This window comes from Clostridiaceae bacterium (genome assembly GCA_012840395.1).
In the GTDB taxonomy this organism is placed as follows: Bacteria; Bacillota; Clostridia; order Acetivibrionales; family DULL01; genus DULL01.
This window is the reverse complement of the sequence record DULL01000017.1, coordinates 39,657-60,195: the sequence shown is the minus strand read 5'-3', so window position 1 is coordinate 60,195 and position 20,539 is coordinate 39,657. Positions and strand designations below refer to the sequence as shown.

Sequence of the window (20,539 nt, the reverse complement as noted above, 5' to 3'; positions counted from 1 at the left end):
CTCTTATATCAATGTTTTCTCTAATAATTTCATTGTTTCTTCAAAGGTAAAACTCTCATGAATACCTTGCTGGACAAAATTATTAATGCTATCTATATTTTCTATTGCATAATCAATTTTAGGATTGCTGCCTTTTACATAAGCACCTATGTTAATTAAATCTTCAGCTTCTCTATATACAGCCATTACTTGCTTTACCTTCCGTGCTGTTTCCATATGACTGGAAGAAACAATATCAGTCATTACTCTGCTGACACTGGCAAGTACATCAATTGCCGGATAACAGTTCTTGTTGGCAATGCTCCTGGACAGTACTATGTGTCCGTCAAGTATACCCCTGGCAGTATCGGTTACAGGCTCTGTAAGGTCGTCACCGTCAACCAGGACAGTATATATGCCAGTAATTGTACCTTTGGAGGATGTACCGGCTCTTTCAAGAAGCCGTGGGAAAATACCAAAAACAGATGGAGGATAACCTCTTGAAACAGGCGGTTCACCTATGGACAAGCCTATTTCTCTCTGGGCCATGGCAAATCTGGTAAGTGAATCCATCATCAGGACTACATCCTTCCCCTGGTCGCGAAAATACTCTGCTATTGAAGTGGCCACCAAGGCACCTTTAAGCCTGATCAAGGCAGGTTGATCAGAAGTGGCAGCAATTACAACAGATCTTTCAAGACCTGCTACTTTTAAGTCCTTTTCTATAAACTCTTTTACTTCCCTGCCTCGTTCACCGATTAATGCAATTACATTAATATCCGCCTTTGAATTTCTGGCCATCATTCCAAGAAGAGTACTCTTACCGACTCCGCTACCGGCGAATATTCCTATTCTTTGTCCTTTTCCAACAGTCAGAAGCCCGTCAATTGCTTTAACTCCAAGAGCCATGGGCTCCTTTATTCTTTTTCTCATTAAAGGATTCGGGGGCTGATTGTCTACAGGATAAAAATCTTCGATATCTAGCTTGCCTTTACCATCTATCGGATTGCCAATACCATCCAGAATTCTGCCAACCAGGCCTTTTCCAACACCAACCTTTAAAGCTTCATCAGAAGCAATTACGGTGTCGCCAGGGCCAATTCCCGACATATCTCCTAAAGGCATAAGTAAAACATTATTATCCCTAAATCCGACAACTTCAGCTCTCACTATATTATTTACCCCTGTATGTATTTCACAAAGTTCACCAATTTTCGCATCCGGGCCAGTAGATTCAATTGTCAGCCCTATTACCTTTGAAACTTTGCCGGAGCAACGGATTAAATCAATTTTATCCAGTATATTTGCAAATTTTAATAAATCAATACTGCTTGTTTTTTCCACTATTATTTCTAATACCTCACATCTTGTTTATTTTTCTACTGCCAGAATTTTTTTGAATAATTCCTCAATTCTTGAAAACCTTGTTTCTAACCCTGCATCTACAGTGCCCTGTGGTGTTTCAATAATACATGAAGCAGAATGGAGGTTCGGGTCACTTCTTATCTCCAGTTCTCCCATTCCTGGAACTGCGGCACAAAGTGCATTTTTATTTTCGGTAACAAATTGATAATCTTCAGGAGATACCTTAAGAACAAGACTATCTTTATACATGGATTTTTCAAATCCCTGTCTTATTAATTCCAGAATTAATTCCTTTCTCACCGAGATTTCTTCGCCTATTATTTTTTTTGAAATCTCCAGTACCAGGTAGACAGCATCAGCTTCAATATTTTTAACGACTCTCTTATAGTCATCTCTTGCACATTGCCTTTCTTTCTGAAGTTCCAAAATCAGGTTTCTGTACTTCTTTCTTCCTTCTTCCAAACCTTCCTGAAATCCTTTTTCATAACCTTTACGCCTGGCATCTTCTTCTATTTTAAAGGCTTTTATCTTGCTTTCTTCGACCGCATCATCAATTATGGCGGAAGCTTCACATTGGGCATCGTTAATAATTGATTCTGCCTGTTTTCTGGCATTTTCCAGCAAATCATTATATGTTCTGTTTAGGTTCGCTGAATAATAAGACTCTTTCAACTCAGAAACTTTATACTTTTCTTCCGGATTATCATCATTATAATATATAGGAATGCCAACCCTGAAAGGTGAGCCCAAACATACCTGATCGCGTTTAAATACCTTATTAGACAATTATCTCATCTCCTCCGCCTCTTGATATTATTATTTCTCCTTCATCCTCAAGTCTTCTTATGATATTCACAATTTTCTGCTGTGCTTCTTCTACATCTTTTAACCTTACAGGACCCATATACTCTATGTCTTCTTTTATCATTTCAACTAACCGCTTGGACATATTTGCATAAACAACTTTTTGAACTTCCTCCGTAGCTCCTTTAAGTGCAATAGCGAGTTGATTGTTATCAACTTCTCTAAGGAACCTCTGGATAGATCTGTTGTCCAATGTGATGATATCTTCAAATACGAACATTCTTTTCTTAATTTCTTCAGCGAGTTCAAGATCTTCTATTTCAAGGGTTTCCATAATATTTTTCTCGGTTCCCCTGTCAACACTGTTTAATATATCTACAATTGATTGTATACCACCTGCTACAGTATAATCTTCCACCACAAGAGTAGACAGATTTTTTTCTAAGATCCTTTCAACTTCTTTTATGATTTCAGGTGAAGTGCGGTCCATTACTGCGATTCTTTTAGCAACATCGACCTGTTTATCCTGTGGAAGAGCAGAAAGGATTGCTGCTGCTTGTTGTGGATGCAGGTAAGCTAGTATAAGAGCAATGGTTTGAGGGTGCTCTTTTTGAATAAAATTAAGTAATTGGGAAGGATCAGCCTTTTTAACAAAATCAAAAGGCCTTACCTGGAGAGAGGCTGTCAGTTTATTTATAATTTCGAGTGCTTTTTGGGTACCAAGAGCCTTTTCAAGTACTTCTTTTGCATAGCTTATGCCACCCTCAGCTATATATTCCTGAGCTATACATAACTGATAAAACTCCTCTAATACTGCTTCTTTTTCTTCCGGAGCCACAGTCCTTATATTAGCTATCTCAAGTGTTAATTGTTCTATTTCTTCTTCTTTTAAATACCTGAAAATCCTGGCTGATTTTTCAGGTCCTAAGGCAATTAACAACATGGCTGCCTTTTCTTTACCGCTTTTTATCTTTCTGGACTGGCTGGTACGTATCAATGCAATCTCCTCCTTTCAGCTGTCATTAGTAATCCCAGTCTTCTGCAAGCCAGTTCTTTAATAGTTGGGCTACAGCTTCAGGTTTTTGCTGTACAAATTTATCTAATTGCTTCTTTATCTCTGATTTTTCCTCAACAACTATTTCAGGGATGCTCTCCTCAATTTTGGGACTTTCAGCAGATTCTTGTTGTGAATTATCAACTGCTTGAACCATTTCTTCTTGCTTCTTTCTTTTCCTATTTCTGATTAAAATAATCATTACTATTATTATTGCAAATTGAAGTCCAAGTATTGGCAAGCCATATATGGTAATCAGCTCCCTGATTATATCTTCTCTGGTTTCGGTTACTTCTTCAACTTTTTCTTCTGCCAAGCGCATTCTGTGTACTGATATATTTTCCACAGGAATTCCTGTTGCAGTACTTGCAGCTATTTTTACACTCTCCAGGAATTCATCTGACAACTTATTCTGATCAGTGACTCTTTTCCCATACCATAATGAGATAGCCATGGTAGACTTTTCAGGTATTAAAACACCAACTGCTTTTTCAGTTTCGCTAATGGTTTCGTTATAAGCATAATTCCTGATATCATGTTGTTTGCTATAAGATGAATTTTCCTGCTCTCCAATTTGGTATGTGGGAGTATCTACTAAATCAGTACCTGGATTTGCGTCTATACCTGGGGCAGGTATATCTTCACCCGTACTGTTAAATAGCTGTTCGTTTGTTGATTCGCTGCTTATAACTGCTCCTTCGGTCATACCCTCGGGATTGGATATGGTCTTTTTTTGCTCTTTCAAAGTATCAAAATCCAAAACAGGATTTGCAACAACTCTGATGGTATCGAAGTTGTCAAACTCTCCTACGCTGAAATACTCATATACCCTGTTTTGTAATTCAAGTGTTTTTTTATACCTCATTTCTTCCTGAGTATTAACCATTTCAAAAGCCGTATCCTTATAGTAGTTATTCAGAATGTTTAGATTATTATCAACAACCGTAATATTCTCAGGTTTTAAATTTTCTACACTGCGTGATACTATCATGACTACAGCCTCTACCTGTTTGGGAGTAAGCTTTTCTTTTGGTTTAATCATTACATAAGCAGTAGGCATGCTTGCTTCCTCTTGAGGCAGCATGAAAATGGACCGTTCTGGTAAAGCTAAAATTACAGAAGCATTTTCAATATTGTCCAGCATCTTCAGCTTGCTCTCAATATCTGCGGTCTTTTGCTGTTTCCAAATATATTTTTTATCACTTTCAGTGGTGCTCATTCCTATCATGGAAATAGCATCTTCAAAAGTCATACCGCTTTTGGGGTATCCCTTTTGAGCAAGAACTACCTGAGCCTTGTTGTTATCCCTGGCATTAATTACAATACTGGTCCCGTTATTCTCAATACTATTCCAAATGTTATTTTCATTTAGAATAGCACTCATTTCCCCAATATCTTTAGGATCATAATCTCTTATTAAAGTTATCCGGTTAGGCTTGTTTAATAGAATTAAGCCTAAAACTACACATAATGTAACAATAATAGAAGTTATATAAATCCTGATCTTTTGGCCTTTTTCCAGTCCATTCCAGAATTCGGCAATTCTCTGTCGGAATTTTAGTATCTCTTCAGGCAACTATTACACCTCTCTACAAGGTAATACAAAATTAGTAAACTATAATAGAATAGTGTACTAACATTAAGTTTTATGTATACCTTAAAAATTTGATTACCTTTTTTGTATAAGTTTCACTATTTAATTAGCATTTCTCTTTGAATAGCATTTTTGATTAGCATTTCTCTTAGATTAACATTTCTCTTTGAATAGCATTTTGATTAGCATTTCTCTTTGAAAAGTTTCTATCTGATTAGCATTTCAGGACATTTGTTTATTGAGATGAATTATTTATTTATTTATATATCTATCTGTTTATATTATTTATCTCTATCTGTTATATTTTTATATTCTATATTCATTTATTATTTTCAATCTATTTGTTATTAGTTTCAGATAACTTAAATTTGCATTCTCATTATGTCATTGTAAGCATCCAAAACCTTATTTCGTATTTGTAAAGTAAGCTGCAAGGCAATATCCGCCTTTTCACTAGCAATAAGAACCTGATGAATGTTGTCAATATTACCCAGTGAAGCTTCCTTTGTTAGTTTTTCTGACTCGAGAATGAGTGAATTTGTTTTATTTAATACATCATTGAATATTGTTTGAAAGCTATTGTCATTTCCTACGCTGTTTTTTGAACTGACTTTACTATTACTTACAGATGATACCTGATTACCTAACTGCTGTGTCACAAGGTTTATAGCCATATTTACCCTCCGTTGAATTATCTTCCTATTTCGAGTGCTTTCAGTGCCATGCTCTTGGCTGTATTAATTGAAGTTACATTGGCTTCATATACTCTTGATGCGGATATCATATTAACCATTTCTGTAACAATATCTACATTTGGCATAAGTACATATCCTTCTTCATTTGCGTCAGGATGTCCCGGTTCATATACTCTTTTAAAGGGTGAGTTGTCTTCCACAATACCTGACACTTTAACTCCCTTACCAGTAAGATTTCCTTGGTTACCGGAAGATAAAAGGCTTGAAAAGGATTCCTTTGAATTCCTTTCTTCAAAAACTACTGTTTTTCTTTTATAAGGTGTACCATTTTCTGTTCTTGTGGTATTAACATTAGCAATATTCTGAGCTATTATATCCATCCTGAGCCTCTGAGCTGTTAATGCAGAAGCTCCTATATCCAATGAATCCAAAAAACCCAATTAAATCATCTCCCTTCATTAATCACATTTTTAAGTCTTCTGAAGCTGGAATTGATATTTTGTATCATAATTTGATATTTAATGCTGTTTTTAGCCATTTCAGCCATTTCTTTTTCAATATCCACATTATTTCCATCTATTCTCATGCTTGATTCCCTGTTGTCTCTTATTACTTTTGGTTGTATATCTTCTTTCCTGTCTTTTCCTATAGGAATATGAACATCATTTGTTCTTAATCCTGATATCCTTGCTTCCATGTTACCATTCAATATTTCTTCAAATTGAACAGAATACCTTTTATATCCTGGAGTATCAACATTTGCAATATTATGTGAAATAATTTCATTTCTCAGGAAAGAAGCATCTAATGCTTTTTCTATAATCCTGGTATTATTAAATAAACCACGTATCATAACTTACCCACTTTCCAGAGTAGTAAACAAAAATATTTTACATGGAATATTTTCCATGCCATCATGATTTTAACATAAATTTTTTTAGAAAACAATAATATATTAAAACATTTTGTAGTAATATACAGAAATAAATTGTTATTTGTCGATGTTGATAATGTAATCGACATATGACATTCTCTCTTGAATGAATTAAAGAGAGGATGTAACACCATGAATATTAAAATAAGAACAACAAACTTCTACAGATTATGTGTACTAATAATTTTTTTAATTTCGTCTAAAGCACGTTTGGAGATTTCAAGCTTTTTATTTTTTTTATCCTTTATTTTCAAGTCGCCATCATCTATAAGCCCAAAATTAATGTTCATTGGTTGAAAATCCTTAATGGAAGATTTTGATATGTATCTGCTCAAGGCACCAATAGCAGTATTGCCTGGAAATACCAGGGGACTCTTTCCAGTATATTTAAAAATTGCATTTATTCCAGCCACAAGGCCGGAAGATGCTGATTCTACATAACCCTCAACCCCGGTAATTTGTCCTGCAAAATAGATATTAGGCCTCTTAACCATATTATAAGTCTGGTCCAGTAACAATGGTGAATTAATAAAAGTATTCCTATGCATTACACCATATCTTACAAACTCTGCATTTTCAAGCCCGGGGATAAGTCTAAATACTCTTTTTTGTTCAGGCCATTTTAAACGGGTTTGAAAACCTACAATATTATATAGTGTTCCTTCGGAGTTGTCCTGCCTTAGCTGAACTACAGCATAAGGAATTTTTCCTGTTGCAGGGTCTATTAAGCCAACAGGTTTCATTGGTCCAAACCTTAATGTATCATAACCTCTGTCAGCAAGGCTTTCTACAGGCATACATCCTTCAAATAATATTTCTTTTTCAAATTTTTTCATCTGAACTCTTTCTGCATTGACAAGCTCTTTATAAAACAAATCATATTCATCTTTGTTCATAGGGCAGTTAATATAATCTTCCTGTCCCTTACCATAGCGTGCAGCCAGGAAAGCCTTTTTCATATTTATTGATTCACTTGTTACAATAGGTGCTGCAGCATCATAAAAATATAAATAATCATGTCCTATAAATTCTGATATATGCCGGGACAGGGCAGCAGAAGTCAGAGGTCCGGTAGCTATTACCGTGATTGCATTATCCGGTATATTTGTAACTTCTTCATTTATAACGGTAATATTTTTATGATTCTTAATCTTTTCAGTAATAATCCTGGAAAATCTATATCTGTCTACTGCTAAAGCACCACCAGCCGGAACTTTGGTAATGTCGGCACATTTAATGATAATCGAATCCAAAAGCCTCATTTCTTCTTTTAACAACCCCACTGCGTTTTCTAAAGAATCAGCCCTTAAAGAGTTGCTGCAAACCAACTCGGCAAAATCCGGACTGTGGTGAGCTGGAGTAAATTGTTTTGGTTTAATTTCATACAGCTTTACTTTAATTCCTCTTTTGGCTATCTGCCAGGCAGCTTCGCAACCAGCCAGCCCGGCACCAATTACGTTTATATAATCCGGCATATTTTATTCCCTTCAGACCTTTTGATAATGTTAAGACTTTATGTTGCACTTGTTAATTTTTTTCATCTGTTACATAATCACATGCTTCATTGCTGCACTTCAATGTCCCATTTTTACCTGAGGACTTCTTAACAAGAAAATTACCACATTTAGGGCAATTTTTGCCTGCAGGCATATCCCAGGTCATAAAACTGCATTCCGGATATCTCTCACAACCTAGGTACTTTCGGCCTTTCTTTGTTTTCTTGATAAGTACCTTGCCAGAACATAACGGGCAATTAACCCCTGCCTCTTCAAAAATTGGCCTGGCATTTCTGCATTCGGGAAATCCAGGACAAGCAAGGAATTTACCATATTTGCCTTGCTTTATTACCATTTTTCTTCCGCATTTCTCACAAATTATGTCAGTTTCCTCGTCCTTTATTTCTACTTTTCCAATCGTTTCCTCTGCTTCTTTAAGATCTTGTACAAAACTGTCATAAAATTCTTTAATTACAGTAACCCAATCCTTTTCTCCTTCTTCAATTGCATCAAGTTTTTCTTCCATCTGTGCAGTAAACTCAATGTCCACTATATCTTTAAAATATTTCTTCATTATATCATTAACAATTTTGCCCAATTCAGTAGGCTTTAAGTATTTCTTTTCTTTGACGACATATCCTCGCGACAATATTGTTGTTATAGTAGGAGCGTAAGTGCTTGGCCGGCCTATACCTTTTTCTTCCAGCGCTTTTACTAAAGTTGCTTCTGTATATCTTAAAGGTGGCTGAGTAAAATGCTGTTTAGGATCAATTTTTTTGAGATTAAGTTTTTCTTTCTCTTCTAGAGAAGGTATATTTGTATTTTCTTCTTCCTGTCCATCATCCCTGTCTTCAGTATATACAGCCATAAAACCAGGGAATTTTACTGTTGATCCAACCGCTTTGAAAATATAATCTCCTGCAGTAATCTCAACTGTCAGTGTATCATAAACAGCTTGTGCCATTTGGCTTGATAGAAACCTTTCCCATATAAGCTTATACAATTTATATTGATCGTTACTGAGAGAATCCCTGATTGAATCAGGATGCAATGCAACATTGGTAGGGCGTATTCCTTCATGAGCATCCTGGGCATTGCTCTTGTTTTTATATACTCTTGCTTCTTTGGGCAGGTAATCGTCTCCAAACCTGCTTTTAATTATTTGTGCGGCCTCCTTAACTGCCTCATCGGAAATCCTGATAGAATCTGTACGGATATAAGTAACTAAACCCAGGGCTCCCATATCCTTTATTTCTATTCCCTCATATAACTGCTGGGCAACCATCATGGTTTTTTTGGTTGAAAAACCTAGTTTTCTTGAAGCCTCTTGCTGGAGGGTACTTGTTGTAAAAACAGGTGGAGGTGTTTTCTTCTTTTCACCTTTTTTTACTTTACTGACGATATAATCGGCTCCTTCTAAGTCAGCCATTATTTTTTTAACTTGTTCTTCATCTTTAAGTTCAATTTTTTCATCAGTTCTGCCATGAAACCTGGCTTCAAAGGTATTTTTACTTCCTTCTTTGGCCAATAATACAGCCAGTGTCCAGTATTCCTCAGGTACGAAATTTTCAATTTCCTCTTCCCTGTCACAAATAATCCTTGTGGCTACAGACTGAACTCTGCCTGCACTTAACCCTTTACGAACATTCTTCCATAAAAGTGGGCTGATCTTATATCCAACCAGCCTGTCAAGCACTCTTCTCGCTTGCTGTGCATCAACTAGATCCATATCAATTTGTCTTGGAGATTTAATGGCGTTTTTTACAGCATTTTTGGTAATTTCATTAAAAGTTATTCTGCATTTTTCAGATTCATCAATACTCAATAATTTTGTGAGATGCCATGATATAGCTTCACCTTCCCTGTCAGGGTCGGTAGCAAGATATATTCTTTTAGCATTTTTGGCTTCTTTTTTTAATTTGTTTAATATATCGCCCTTGCCTCTGATGGTAATATACTTGGGTTTGAAATTATTTTCAATTTCAATTCCCATCTGACTTTTTGGCAAATCCCTAACATGTCCCACTGAAGCCTCTATTTTATATTCTTTTCCTAAAAATTTGCTTAAAGTTTTTGCTTTCGCAGGAGACTCTACTATTATCAAATTGTTTGCCATTATAACCTCCGGATATTAAATTACCATTTTATGGTAAGATTGCAGGCTTATTAAAACCTGTATTTTATATATTAGCAACATTCATAAATAAAATCCAGTATTTTATTGACTAATGCAGAAAACCTTCCCAGGCAATTGCTCTATAATTCCTTTTAATTCCAGCGTTGTAAGCAAAACATTGGCATCCTGAATACTAATATTGCATTTTTCTGCAATTCTATCTATATGAAGAGGTTCATATTTTAATTCTTTTAAAATACTTTTTTCTACAGTATTTAACTCTTTATAAATACTACTGTAAATTAGGTTTTTCCTCTTTTTTTCAGGAATTTTTTGTACACTGAATTCTATTATTTCTTCCAGGATGTCTTCTACATCACTTACCAGTTTTGCTCCTTCCTTTATTAATTTATTAGTGCCCCTGCTATTAATATTATTAATATTTCCCGGCACTGCAAAAACCTCTTTTCCCTGTTCCAGAGCAAAATCTGCAGTTATAAGTGAACCGCTTTTACTGGCTGCCTCAACTACAACCACACCATGGCTTAAGCCACTTATTATTCTGTTCCTTGCCGGGAAATTATATGGCAATGGCTGAGTACCAGGAGGATATTCAGAAACAACCGCCCCGTTATTGATAATATTCTCCATTAACTGCCTGTTTTCAGGAGGATACACTATATCAAGCCCGCATCCTAGAACCGCAATTGTCTTTCCACCAGCTTTAAGGGCACCTATATGTGCCTGGGAGTCAATTCCCCTTGCCATGCCACTAATTACTGTTATACCATAAGATGCAAGCTCAAAGGCAAATTTCTCAGCAGTTTTAAGTCCGTAGGAGGTAGCTTTTCTTGCACCTACAATTGCAACCGCCATTTCGTTCAGGTTTATACAACCTTTTGAATAAAGTATTAAAGGAGGATCATACATGTTATATAGTATATCCGGATAAGATTTATCGTAATTGTACCTATAAATATGTATATCTTCCCTGTATATAATTTCAATCAGTTTATCAACCTTTTTCCTGGGTTCAGGGTCTGTAAGCTGTTTAAACATACTTTCTGAGATAAAAGGTAGGTTTTTTAAATCCTCATTTCTTGAATGCCAAATATATTGAGGTTCTTTGAAGTACTGTATTAATTCTATTTTTTTCCTGGGACTTATTTGGAGCAAGGATGATAACCATACCCAGTATATAATGTCCTGATTCATTTCTATCAACTCCAATATTTTCTGTCCAGACTTCTGTATTGAATGGCCTCTGCCAGATGTTTTGGTTTAATAGAAATACTTCCCTCCATATCCGCTATGGTTCTTGCGATTTTTAGTATTTTATGATGTGCCCTTGCACTCATACCAAGCTTTTCAAAAGCATTTCTCAGAATTTCTCTTCCTTTTGGGTCCAGCCTGCAATACTTATTCAACATGGAAGGAAGTAATTGTGAATTTGAATATATGTTTGTACCCTTATATCTTTCCTGTTGAATTTCTCTGGCCTTTTTTACCCTATCCCTTATTATATGGGAAGGTTCTTCTTTTTTTGTACTGTCTAGCTCATCATATTTTACCGAAGGAATCTCTATTTGAATATCAATCCTGTCGAGAAGAGGACCGCTGATTCTGGAAATATATTGTCTTACTTCCCTGGAGGTACAAGTACATTCCTTTGTGCTGTCAAGATAATTTCCGCATTTGCATGGATTTGCAGCGCACACTAATGTAGTCATGGCAGGATATGTAATACTGGTATTTATCCTTGAAATGGTAACAAACCCATCCTCAAGCGGCTGCCTGAGGACTTCAAGGGTTTCACTGTTAAACTCAGGTAGTTCATCAAGAAATAACACCCCATGGTGAGAAAGGCTTATCTCGCCTGGCTTTGGAATTTTTCCTCCACCTGCCAGGCTGATTTTACTAATAGTGTGATGAGGAGAGCGGAAGGGACGGGTAGTTACTAACGAAGTCCCTGGAGGAAGCATTCCGGTAATGCTGTAAATTTTCGTAACCTCCAGGGATTCCTCGAAAGTCAGGGGAGGCATTATGGTAGGCAGGCGCCTTGCCAGCATGGTTTTCCCGCAGCCGGGAGAACCAATCATAAGAATGTTATGCCCACCTGAAACAGCCACTTCAAGAGCTCTTTTTGCATTAGCCTGACCTTTCACATCTGCAAAATCAAGTTCATAATAAACTGATTTATTAAAAATGGACTCTATATCCACTATATGTGGTTGTATAGTATATTCCATATTTAAATGGCTTGCTATTTCCAAAAGAGAATTAACAGGAAGTACGTTCAACCCATTTACAACTGCAGCTTCGTCAGCATTAACAGTAGGAACTACCAGATTTTTGATTCCATTTTTCAATGCGGTTACAGCCATTGGAAGTATACCCTTAACCTGACGGACCTGTCCGTCAAGGGATAATTCACCTGTAAACAAATAATTTCCAGGTTCAGGGCTATTTACTTGTCCTGTTGAAATGAGAATTCCTAACGCTATAGGCAGGTCAAAGCAAGAACCTTCTTTTCTTATATCTGCAGGAGCAAGATTAACGATTATTTTTTTTGAAGGGAAAATAAAACCTGAATTTTTTATTGCAGCCCTTACTCTTTCTTTTGATTCCTTTACAGCTGCATCTGCCAGCCCAACTATTTCAAAAGAAGGGATTCCGCCACTAATATCAATCTCTACTTGTATAATATGTCCTTCAATACCTATAAGCCCGCAACTTAACAATTTTGAAATCATTGGAGATACCTTACTTCGATAAAATTAACAATAATTTACTCTTTATGAAAAATTATACAACAATAAATTGTATAATTCAACAATTTTTTTAGATATCTCCGCAATAGGTTATTTTTCGTCAAGGAGTTTTCTTAGTTCCTCCATGAATGTATTAATATCCTTAAACTGCCTGTAAACTGATGCAAACCTAACATATGCCACTTCATCGAGCTTTTTTAATCCTGCCATTACCATTTCTCCGATTGCCTGAGATGTGATTTCTTTTTGCAATGAGTTATATATTTTGCTTTCGATTTCGTCTACAAGCTTTTCCAAATCACTAATTGACACAGGCCTTTTTTCACAGGCCCTAAGAAGCCCGTTTAATATCTTTTCCCTGCTAAAAATCTGCCTGGTTTTATCTTTCTTAATGACTATAAGAGGAAGGTTTTCTACTTTCTCATAAGTTGTAAACCTTTTTAAACAGTTGGTACATTCCCTGCGCCTTCTTATAGAAGTACCTTCATCAGTTGGCCTTGAATCAATTACACGGTCTTCTTCATGACCGCAAAACGGACATTTCATTAGCAATCCTCCCGGTCGAAACAATTGGTAACCAATTCTATTAATACCATAAAAAAAGAGGACTGTCACTATTTTTTAGGAATTTAATAGCAGTCGAAATACTTTCTGATAAATCTTTCATCCATATCAACCAAAATAATGTCTTCACCAATTTTTTTAATTTTATCCCAGGGAATGACTAATTCATTTTCTCTTCCGATAAATCCAAACAACCTTCCTCCCCCTAGGATTACAAGCCCTTCAATGGTACCATTTTCAAAATTAATTTCTACATCACTGACAAACCCAAGTCTCCTGCCATCTGAGATATTGATGATTTCTTTATTTTTCAGATCAGCAGTACGGTTCATAATACCACAGCCTTTCAATAGGGCATAAAAATCAGCATTATTGTATTACATACCAGTTATATTATATGATTAGGACTTGTAATATATGAAAATCCAAGGTTATATATGCTTTCTCATGTGGGCAAGGGCTGTTTTTTCCAACCGTGAAACTTGAGCCTGCGAAATTCCTATTTCTTCAGCTACTTCCATCTGTGTTTTTCCTTCAAAGAAACGTAAATTTAATATGAGTTTTTCCCTATCGTTTAGTTTCCTCATTGCTTCTTTAATTGATATACCTTCAAGCCAGTTTTCATCCATATTCTTTTCATCACTAACCTGATCCATTACAAAAATGGCGTCTCCTCCGTCATGGTATACGGATTCAAATAAAGAAATTGGATCCTGGATGGCATTTAATGCAAGAACCACGTCTTCCTTGGGCACATTTAATTCATTTGCGATATCTTCTATTGAAGGTTCCTTTGAATTCATACTGGTAAGCTTTTCTTTTACCTGTAAGGCTTTATAGGCAACATCTCTTAAAGAACGGCTAACTCTTATCGAGTTATTGTCCCTCAGATATCTTCTTATTTCACCGATGATCATGGGTACTGCATATGTTGAAAATTTAACATTCTGTGAAACATCGAAATTATCAATTGCTTTTATAAGACCAATGCACCCGACTTGAAAAAGATCATCAACATGTTCACCTCTGTTGTTAAATCTTTGTATAACACTCAAAACCAATCTGAGGTTTCCATTGATAAACTCTTCTCTTGCCGAGTTATCGCCTTTATGCATTCTTTCGAATAAGGCTTTTTTCTGTTCATTCGTTAAAACCGGCAGTTTTGAAGTGTTAACTCCACATATCTCAACTTTATTGGTAAGCATAAAAACCTCCCGGTAGCTAAAATTATGTCAGTATCATTATTGCCACCGGGTTATTTTTTATACTGTCTTATGCTCCAATATATTTCTTGAAAATACCTTGACAATAAATCGTAAATTTTTCAAACCTTGAAAATACTACTATGCATTTAAAAAAATTTTTTAAAAAATAGATAATTTAATTTAAACTTAAATCATCCTTGTTATCTCTTTTTTCAATCTGTTTATGATTCTTTTTTCCAATCTGGATATATAGGATTGGGATATTCCCAACATGTCTGCAACTTCCTTTTGAGTCTTTTCTTCCCCATTAGCCAGGCCGAATCTAAGCTCCATTATTTTCTTTTCCCTGTTGGACAGTTTATCCATAGCTGAATCCAGAAGCTCTTTATCAACCTCGTCTTCTATGTTCCGGTATACAATATCATTTTCGGTTCCTAATATATCTGATAAAAGAAGCTCATTACCATCCCAATCAATATTTAAGGGTTCATCAATTGATATTTCAGTTTTTATCCTGTTACTTCTTCTCAGGTACATCAAAATTTCATTTTCAATGCATCTTGAAGCATATGTAGCCAGCTTAATATTTCTCGAAGGATTAAAGGTATTTATTGCTTTTATTAAACCAATTGTTCCAATAGAAACAAGGTCCTCCACTCCAACACCTGTGTTTTCAAATTTTCTTGCAATATATACCACTAATCTCAGGTTCCTTTCAATTAATATTGTCTTTACTCCTAAATCGCTTTCTTCAAGTTTTGCCAATAAATAGTTTTCCTCCTCATTACTTAATGGAGGAGGTAATGCTTCGCTTCCACCTATATAAAATATCGGGAGTTTTTTATAAATACCGATTTTTGACAAGAAAGTTATCAGTTTAATACGTAAATTATACTGTAGCTTTTTGTTAAAATTCATGACGTTCATCTCCTCTGCAATTTTTCTTTATATAAGTTCAGGACTTAACAATGCCCTATATCTGGAGTTTTTTGAAAGTATGTTATTATAGATACCTACAATTACATTGTTTATACCCTTTTTCTCCTTGTCTTCGCCAATTTTTATATAGTCTGGTTTAAACCCTATCAGCATTCCATTATCTTTACCCAGGGAAGAGAATGGAATCAGCCTGAATCTTGACAACCATTTTGAATTTGCAATCATGGCGGTTACGCATGCAAGGTCACTGTCCTTATATTTTTCAAATATTTCTCTTATCTCTTGTGGTAGAATATCTTTAATTGCTCCATATTCAACTACAACCACAGGCATATTTGTCAGTGGATCATATAGAGAATTGCCAGTATCAATCAAAGCAGAAAGATCAATAGATTGATTTTCAAAGCTAATCTTAAGTTTTACCAAAAGTTTATCTTTAGCAAATCTAAACTGAATAATTTCCATGAAAATTCTAATTATGATACCTGCAAGAATAATGGAAAGAACAAGACTGCTCCACTTTGACTGGCTTAAGTTATAATATATTCCGTTTTTTATAAATCCGCCGCTTTGGTTAAATGTCATAAAGGCATAGGCTGAACCTGCAAAAATAAAGGTAGATACATAGAATATTGCCAGAGTTTTAAAGAAACCTGATATACTTTCATGGGAAAATGATATTGCAACTATTAGTGCTGACAGAAGAATTTTTGACCACATGTTATAATTAGATGCAATAACCGGAAAACAAACCATCATTGCAACATATGCAGCACCTGTTAATGCTCCAAGGAAAAGCCTGAGATTTGAAGATCTATTCTTGGAAAATTTAGATGTAACCAAGAGTATAAAATAATTTATAACTATATTCTCAATAAGGAGAATATCCAGATAAACAAAAATCTCCATACGCTATACCTCACAATCAGACAATCCCCTATTTTACATATATTCAAATGCCTGTACGTTTATGTGGAAAACTATCTATTTTTTAAAATTAATTCTTCATACTAAAACTATCATACACCATTAATACTGCTGATTTTGTCAAAGTAAAAGTCAAATAAATGTAATAAAATGGAAAAAAGCGCTACCTTTCTATGATAGCGCTTAAAATCTAAATGTTTTACATTATATTTTATATCATAAAGATTGGAATTGTAATATTATCTAAATCTGTTCCTTCTTAAAAATGTAGGTATATCAAGGTCATCACCTGAAAAGTCATTAAAAGGGACTTTATCAAAAGAGGGCTTATTAAGTGAAGGCTTGGTAGTTTTTTCGGGAGCCTTTTCAGTTTTCTTAATCACCGGGCCTTTTTCAAAACCGGTGGCTATTACAGTAATTAATATTTCATCTTTTAGATTTTCATCGATAACCGCACCGAAAATAATATTGGCATCCGGATCAGCAGATTTTTGAATCAATTCCGCTGCTATATTTACTTCAAGTAACCCAAGATCCGGACCACCGGTTATGTTAAGTAGTACACCTCTTGCTCCTTCAATAGAAGTTTCAAGAAGAGGACTATGAATTGCCTGTTTAGCTGCTTCCTCAGCCCTGCCTTCTCCTGATGCCCGTCCAATACCCATGTGAGCCAACCCTGTATTCATCATTATGGTTTTTACATCCGCAAAATCCAGATTTACCAGTCCGGGGACGGCAATTAAATCAGATATACCCTGGACACCTTGTCTTAAAACATCATCTGCTATTCTAAAAGCTTCAACTATTGTGGTCTTCTTCTCAGCTATCTGTAAGAGCCTGTCGTTTGGTATGGTAACTAATGTATCTACAGTATTTTTTAAGTTTTCAATTCCTCTTTCTGCGTGTTGCATTCTTTTTCTTCCTTCAAACATAAAAGGCTTTGTGACAACACCTACAGTTAAAATTCCCATTTCCCTGGCAATCTGCGATACAACCGGAGCCGCACCTGTACCGGTACCTCCACCCATACCTGCTGTAACAAATACTAAATCTGCCCCTTTAATTGCCTGAGCAATTTCATCCTTACTTTCTGTTGCAGCTTTTTCACCAATTTCAGGATTGGCGCCTGCTCCAAGACCTTTAGTTATCTTATCACCTATTTGGATTTTTATATTGGCTTTTGATAAAAACAAAGCCTGTTTATCAGTATTGACAGCTATAAATTCTACTCCTCGGAGGCCTGCATCTATCATTCTGTTAACAGCGTTATTTCCTCCACCGCCGACCCCAACTACCTTAATTTGGGCAAATTGTTCCAAGTCAATATCAAATTCCAGCAAATTAAGCCCCCCTAACTATCCTTTGTTTAAATAAAAATAAATATTTAAATAATTATTCCATAACTTTAATAAAAACTATTATTTATACTATTTATAATAACAGAATCCCCGTATACAAGTAAATATATATTATTTTAATTGTTTAAGCAATATATAATCTGTGGAAAAATTAAAAAAGTCCTTTTATCCAGCTCAGAAGCTTATCAAAAAATGATGTTTTAGCCATTGATGATTTTTGTTTCTTAATTACCACTTGGTTAAGTTGAGCAATATTTCCTTTGTAGTAAGTAGAAACATACTTTATTATTCCAGCAGCCGCATATAATTCTGGCTTTAAACTAACGGATGTTTTATATACAGCAACTCTTGCAGGTATACCAAATACTTCTTCAGCAATCTGTTTATTGCCGTCCACATACGAAATTCCACCGCCGGTGAGAACAACATTGGAAAAATTCATAGTATTAAGTCCTGCTTTTTCTATAATATCTCTGCATAAAGAAAAAATCTCATAGACTCTTGCCTCTATTATTTCAACTACATCTGAAACCATAATCGATTTACTATGATCCTGGTTAATGTCAACAACTTCTAATTCCTGGTCATTATTGATTAGTGAAGTAAGAGCAAGTTCATATTTCCTTTTTATGGCTTCAGCTTCCTGATATGAAATCTTAAGGCCTATAGATATATCATTGGTAATATGATCTCCGCCAACCGGCATGGAATCATAAAATATAAGCATTTTGTTCCAAAAAATTGATACGTCAGTTATACCGGCTCCAACATCGATCAATATAGAACCTGCTTCCCTCTCATCGTCAGTGAGCAACAATTGCCCTTCAGCATAAGCCTCTGTGACAATTCCGTCAATTTTTATACCTGCTTTCTCAACACTTTTGATTATGTTTTTTACAGAAGTAATTCTTCCTATAATAATATCTGCATGGACCTGGAGATTTGTTCCTACCATGCCAACCGGATCGGTTATATCATCGTATCCGTCTATACTGTAAAATCTCGGGATAACATCAATTATTTCTCTTCCCTCAGGTATCTGAATATTACCAACTTCATAAAGCAGTTTTTCAACATCACTTTTGGTTATCTCATGACCGGGATTATCTATTCTGATTGAATATGTATTATTAATCACACTAACATGCATACCTATAATATTGACAAAGGCTGAATTAATCAGGATACCTTTAGAACTTTCAATTCTGTCAAGACATGATCTAATGATTTCGGCAGTATGATCTACATCAACTATAATTCCTTTTTTTACTCCGTTATTCGCAGCAATTTCTTTTGCTAATATTTCTATATAGTTTGTTTTATCTACACGCCCTACGAGAACACATATCTTCGAAGTCCCAATATCTATACTAACTATATAATCCTCCACAAAAGCGTCCCCCTGGAAAATATATTACCTTAATAATATGAAAAATTAAAATTAGAACTTATAATTCTATATTTTCTTTTTTTGACAACTTGTTCAATATGTATCTGCGAATTATAGCAAAATTCAAAAATATTCTGTTTCCAAAGGCGAAAATTGCCGCAAGGTAAATCTGTATTCCCAGTTGATCTCCTAAATAAGCCATACCTGCTGCAAGAAGTGCATTTCCAAAAAAACCGGATAAAAATATTTTCATATTAAATTGTTCTTTGGCTATTGAAGCAAGACCGCCAAAGACTGAATCAATAGCAGCCAGAATGGCAACGGCAACATAATTTGAATATTGTTGAGGAATATTTACATCTATAAAAAATACTCCAATTAAAATACCTATAATTAATCCTAATAATGGTAACAATTTATCCCCTCCTGTAAGTTATTAGTCAATTCACATCTGAGTCAGGTATAAAGGTCGGGTTTTCTCCTAATGTGAAATCCAAAAGTCCCTTTTCGGTTTCTTTAATGTTCTTGAGTAATATTTGCTTTGCTGCCGATATCTTGTAGTCCAGTTCTTCCATATTGCCAAAGTTAACAATAATTCTTGAGTCTACAGATAAGCATATCTTGTCCAAATTTGCTACATCAATTGAGTCTACTATTTTTAAAAGCTTAAACCTGTCGTTTTTATCCGAAAGTCTTATTACATTTAAAACATACATTGCCGCATCAAGATTTTTGGTATTCTCTGTAGCAAGTTTTTTCCCGAGTTCATAATAGCTGAACTCCAAACCTTTAATAACAGGTAGTTCATCAAGGGAGGCTTGGCCCATTATCTCAAGAACATAGCTTTCGTTGTCCACTAAAAGATATGTACCAAGATAAGGTACATATCCCGTAGGTTCTCTTTCTGTAAAACTAATGTCAACAATATTAGGCATATTAAATTTTACTTTTACTTCCTTAATATATGGACAATTCTGTAAAATATTATACTCGCTTTTACCATATCTTAATTCCAGTATTTGCATAAAATTTGTTCCTACATGTTTAAATCCGTTATCCCCAATGGAAACACCGGATAAATTTATAAATGTTTCTTCCTCATAGTATAAGCTGTCCTGGATTCTAAAACCCGCAATGCTAAATAATGGCGACATACCAAACAATACAAGTAGTGCAATAATCAAGGATAGCATTAATATTATTTTAAAACAAAATAAAGGTTTTTGAAACTTAGCTTTAACTTTTTTTGGCTCATGGGGATAGATTTCATTTGCATCATTCATCTTCTGAATTACCATTTATCTTCCTCCGCGCCAATACTATGGCAAACCATGGCAAACTGTTCATT

At 35.2% G+C, this 20,539-nt stretch carries 20 protein-coding genes; all 20 read right to left on the bottom strand.

The window, feature by feature from the left end; genetic code table 11:
- Positions 1-3: 3 nt before the first annotated feature.
- Positions 4-1,323, bottom strand: a complete 1,320-nt coding sequence (gene fliI, locus GXX20_02060) for a flagellar protein export ATPase FliI (protein HHW30449.1) — start codon at positions 1,321-1,323, stop codon at positions 4-6.
- Between the two features lie 27 nt (positions 1,324-1,350).
- A complete protein-coding gene (locus tag GXX20_02055; GenBank protein ID HHW30448.1) occupies positions 1,351-2,130 on the bottom strand; it encodes a flagellar biosynthesis protein in 780 nt (259 codons plus the stop codon).
- A complete protein-coding gene (gene fliG, locus GXX20_02050) occupies positions 2,123-3,145 on the bottom strand; it encodes a flagellar motor switch protein FliG (protein ID HHW30447.1) in 1,023 nt (340 codons plus the stop codon). The genes GXX20_02055 and fliG overlap by 8 nt, the downstream gene beginning before the upstream one ends.
- 25 nt (positions 3,146-3,170) lie before the next feature.
- Positions 3,171-4,778, bottom strand: coding sequence for a flagellar M-ring protein FliF (gene fliF, locus GXX20_02045; protein ID HHW30446.1), 1,608 nt, complete (start codon positions 4,776-4,778; stop codon positions 3,171-3,173).
- Positions 4,779-5,158: 380 nt separating this feature from the next.
- Positions 5,159-5,470 (bottom strand): flagellar hook-basal body complex protein FliE, encoded by a 312-nt coding sequence (fliE, locus tag GXX20_02040; GenBank protein HHW30445.1) that lies wholly within the window; start codon positions 5,468-5,470, stop codon positions 5,159-5,161.
- 17 nt (positions 5,471-5,487) lie between these two features.
- Complete coding sequence (gene flgC / locus GXX20_02035; GenBank protein ID HHW30444.1) at positions 5,488-5,931, bottom strand: flagellar basal body rod protein FlgC; 444 nt, start codon at positions 5,929-5,931, stop codon at positions 5,488-5,490.
- A gap of 5 nt (positions 5,932-5,936) precedes the next feature.
- Entirely contained in the window at positions 5,937-6,344 is a 408-nt protein-coding gene (gene flgB / locus GXX20_02030) for a flagellar basal body rod protein FlgB (GenBank protein ID HHW30443.1), read from the bottom strand.
- A gap of 242 nt (positions 6,345-6,586) precedes the next feature.
- The gene (locus tag GXX20_02025) at positions 6,587-7,900 is read right to left on the bottom strand and encodes a methylenetetrahydrofolate--tRNA-(uracil(54)-C(5))-methyltransferase (FADH(2)-oxidizing) TrmFO (GenBank protein ID HHW30442.1); all 1,314 of its coding nucleotides are present in this window, start codon (positions 7,898-7,900) and stop codon (positions 6,587-6,589) included.
- Between the two features lie 52 nt (positions 7,901-7,952).
- Positions 7,953-10,037, bottom strand: a complete 2,085-nt coding sequence (topA, locus tag GXX20_02020) for a type I DNA topoisomerase (protein HHW30441.1) — start codon at positions 10,035-10,037, stop codon at positions 7,953-7,955.
- Positions 10,038-10,139: 102 nt separating this feature from the next.
- Entirely contained in the window at positions 10,140-11,252 is a 1,113-nt protein-coding gene (dprA, locus tag GXX20_02015; GenBank protein ID HHW30440.1) for a DNA-protecting protein DprA, read from the bottom strand.
- A gap of 5 nt (positions 11,253-11,257) precedes the next feature.
- The gene (locus GXX20_02010) at positions 11,258-12,790 is read right to left on the bottom strand and encodes a YifB family Mg chelatase-like AAA ATPase (protein ID HHW30439.1); all 1,533 of its coding nucleotides are present in this window, start codon (positions 12,788-12,790) and stop codon (positions 11,258-11,260) included.
- A 108-nt stretch (positions 12,791-12,898) separates the two neighbouring features.
- Positions 12,899-13,354, bottom strand: coding sequence for a transcriptional repressor NrdR (gene nrdR, locus GXX20_02005; GenBank protein ID HHW30438.1), 456 nt, complete (start codon positions 13,352-13,354; stop codon positions 12,899-12,901).
- 83 nt (positions 13,355-13,437) lie between these two features.
- The gene (locus GXX20_02000) at positions 13,438-13,704 is read right to left on the bottom strand and encodes a YlmC/YmxH family sporulation protein (GenBank protein HHW30437.1); all 267 of its coding nucleotides are present in this window, start codon (positions 13,702-13,704) and stop codon (positions 13,438-13,440) included.
- Positions 13,705-13,803: 99 nt separating this feature from the next.
- Complete coding sequence (gene sigG, locus GXX20_01995; protein ID HHW30436.1) at positions 13,804-14,577, bottom strand: RNA polymerase sporulation sigma factor SigG; 774 nt, start codon at positions 14,575-14,577, stop codon at positions 13,804-13,806.
- Positions 14,578-14,763: 186 nt separating this feature from the next.
- Positions 14,764-15,495: an RNA polymerase sporulation sigma factor SigE gene (sigE, locus tag GXX20_01990; GenBank protein ID HHW30435.1), complete on the bottom strand. Its 732-nt coding sequence runs from the start codon at positions 15,493-15,495 to the stop codon at positions 14,764-14,766.
- A 27-nt stretch (positions 15,496-15,522) separates the two neighbouring features.
- The gene (spoIIGA, locus tag GXX20_01985; GenBank protein HHW30434.1) at positions 15,523-16,425 is read right to left on the bottom strand and encodes a sigma-E processing peptidase SpoIIGA; all 903 of its coding nucleotides are present in this window, start codon (positions 16,423-16,425) and stop codon (positions 15,523-15,525) included.
- A gap of 257 nt (positions 16,426-16,682) precedes the next feature.
- Positions 16,683-17,783, bottom strand: coding sequence for a cell division protein FtsZ (gene ftsZ / locus GXX20_01980; GenBank protein HHW30433.1), 1,101 nt, complete (start codon positions 17,781-17,783; stop codon positions 16,683-16,685).
- Positions 17,784-17,952: 169 nt separating this feature from the next.
- A complete protein-coding gene (ftsA, locus tag GXX20_01975) occupies positions 17,953-19,191 on the bottom strand; it encodes a cell division protein FtsA (protein ID HHW30432.1) in 1,239 nt (412 codons plus the stop codon).
- Positions 19,192-19,249: 58 nt separating this feature from the next.
- Positions 19,250-19,606 (bottom strand): small basic family protein, encoded by a 357-nt coding sequence (locus GXX20_01970; protein HHW30431.1) that lies wholly within the window; start codon positions 19,604-19,606, stop codon positions 19,250-19,252.
- Positions 19,607-19,631: 25 nt separating this feature from the next.
- The gene (locus GXX20_01965; GenBank protein HHW30430.1) at positions 19,632-20,489 is read right to left on the bottom strand and encodes a hypothetical protein; all 858 of its coding nucleotides are present in this window, start codon (positions 20,487-20,489) and stop codon (positions 19,632-19,634) included.
- Between the last annotated feature and the right edge of the window lie 50 nt (positions 20,490-20,539).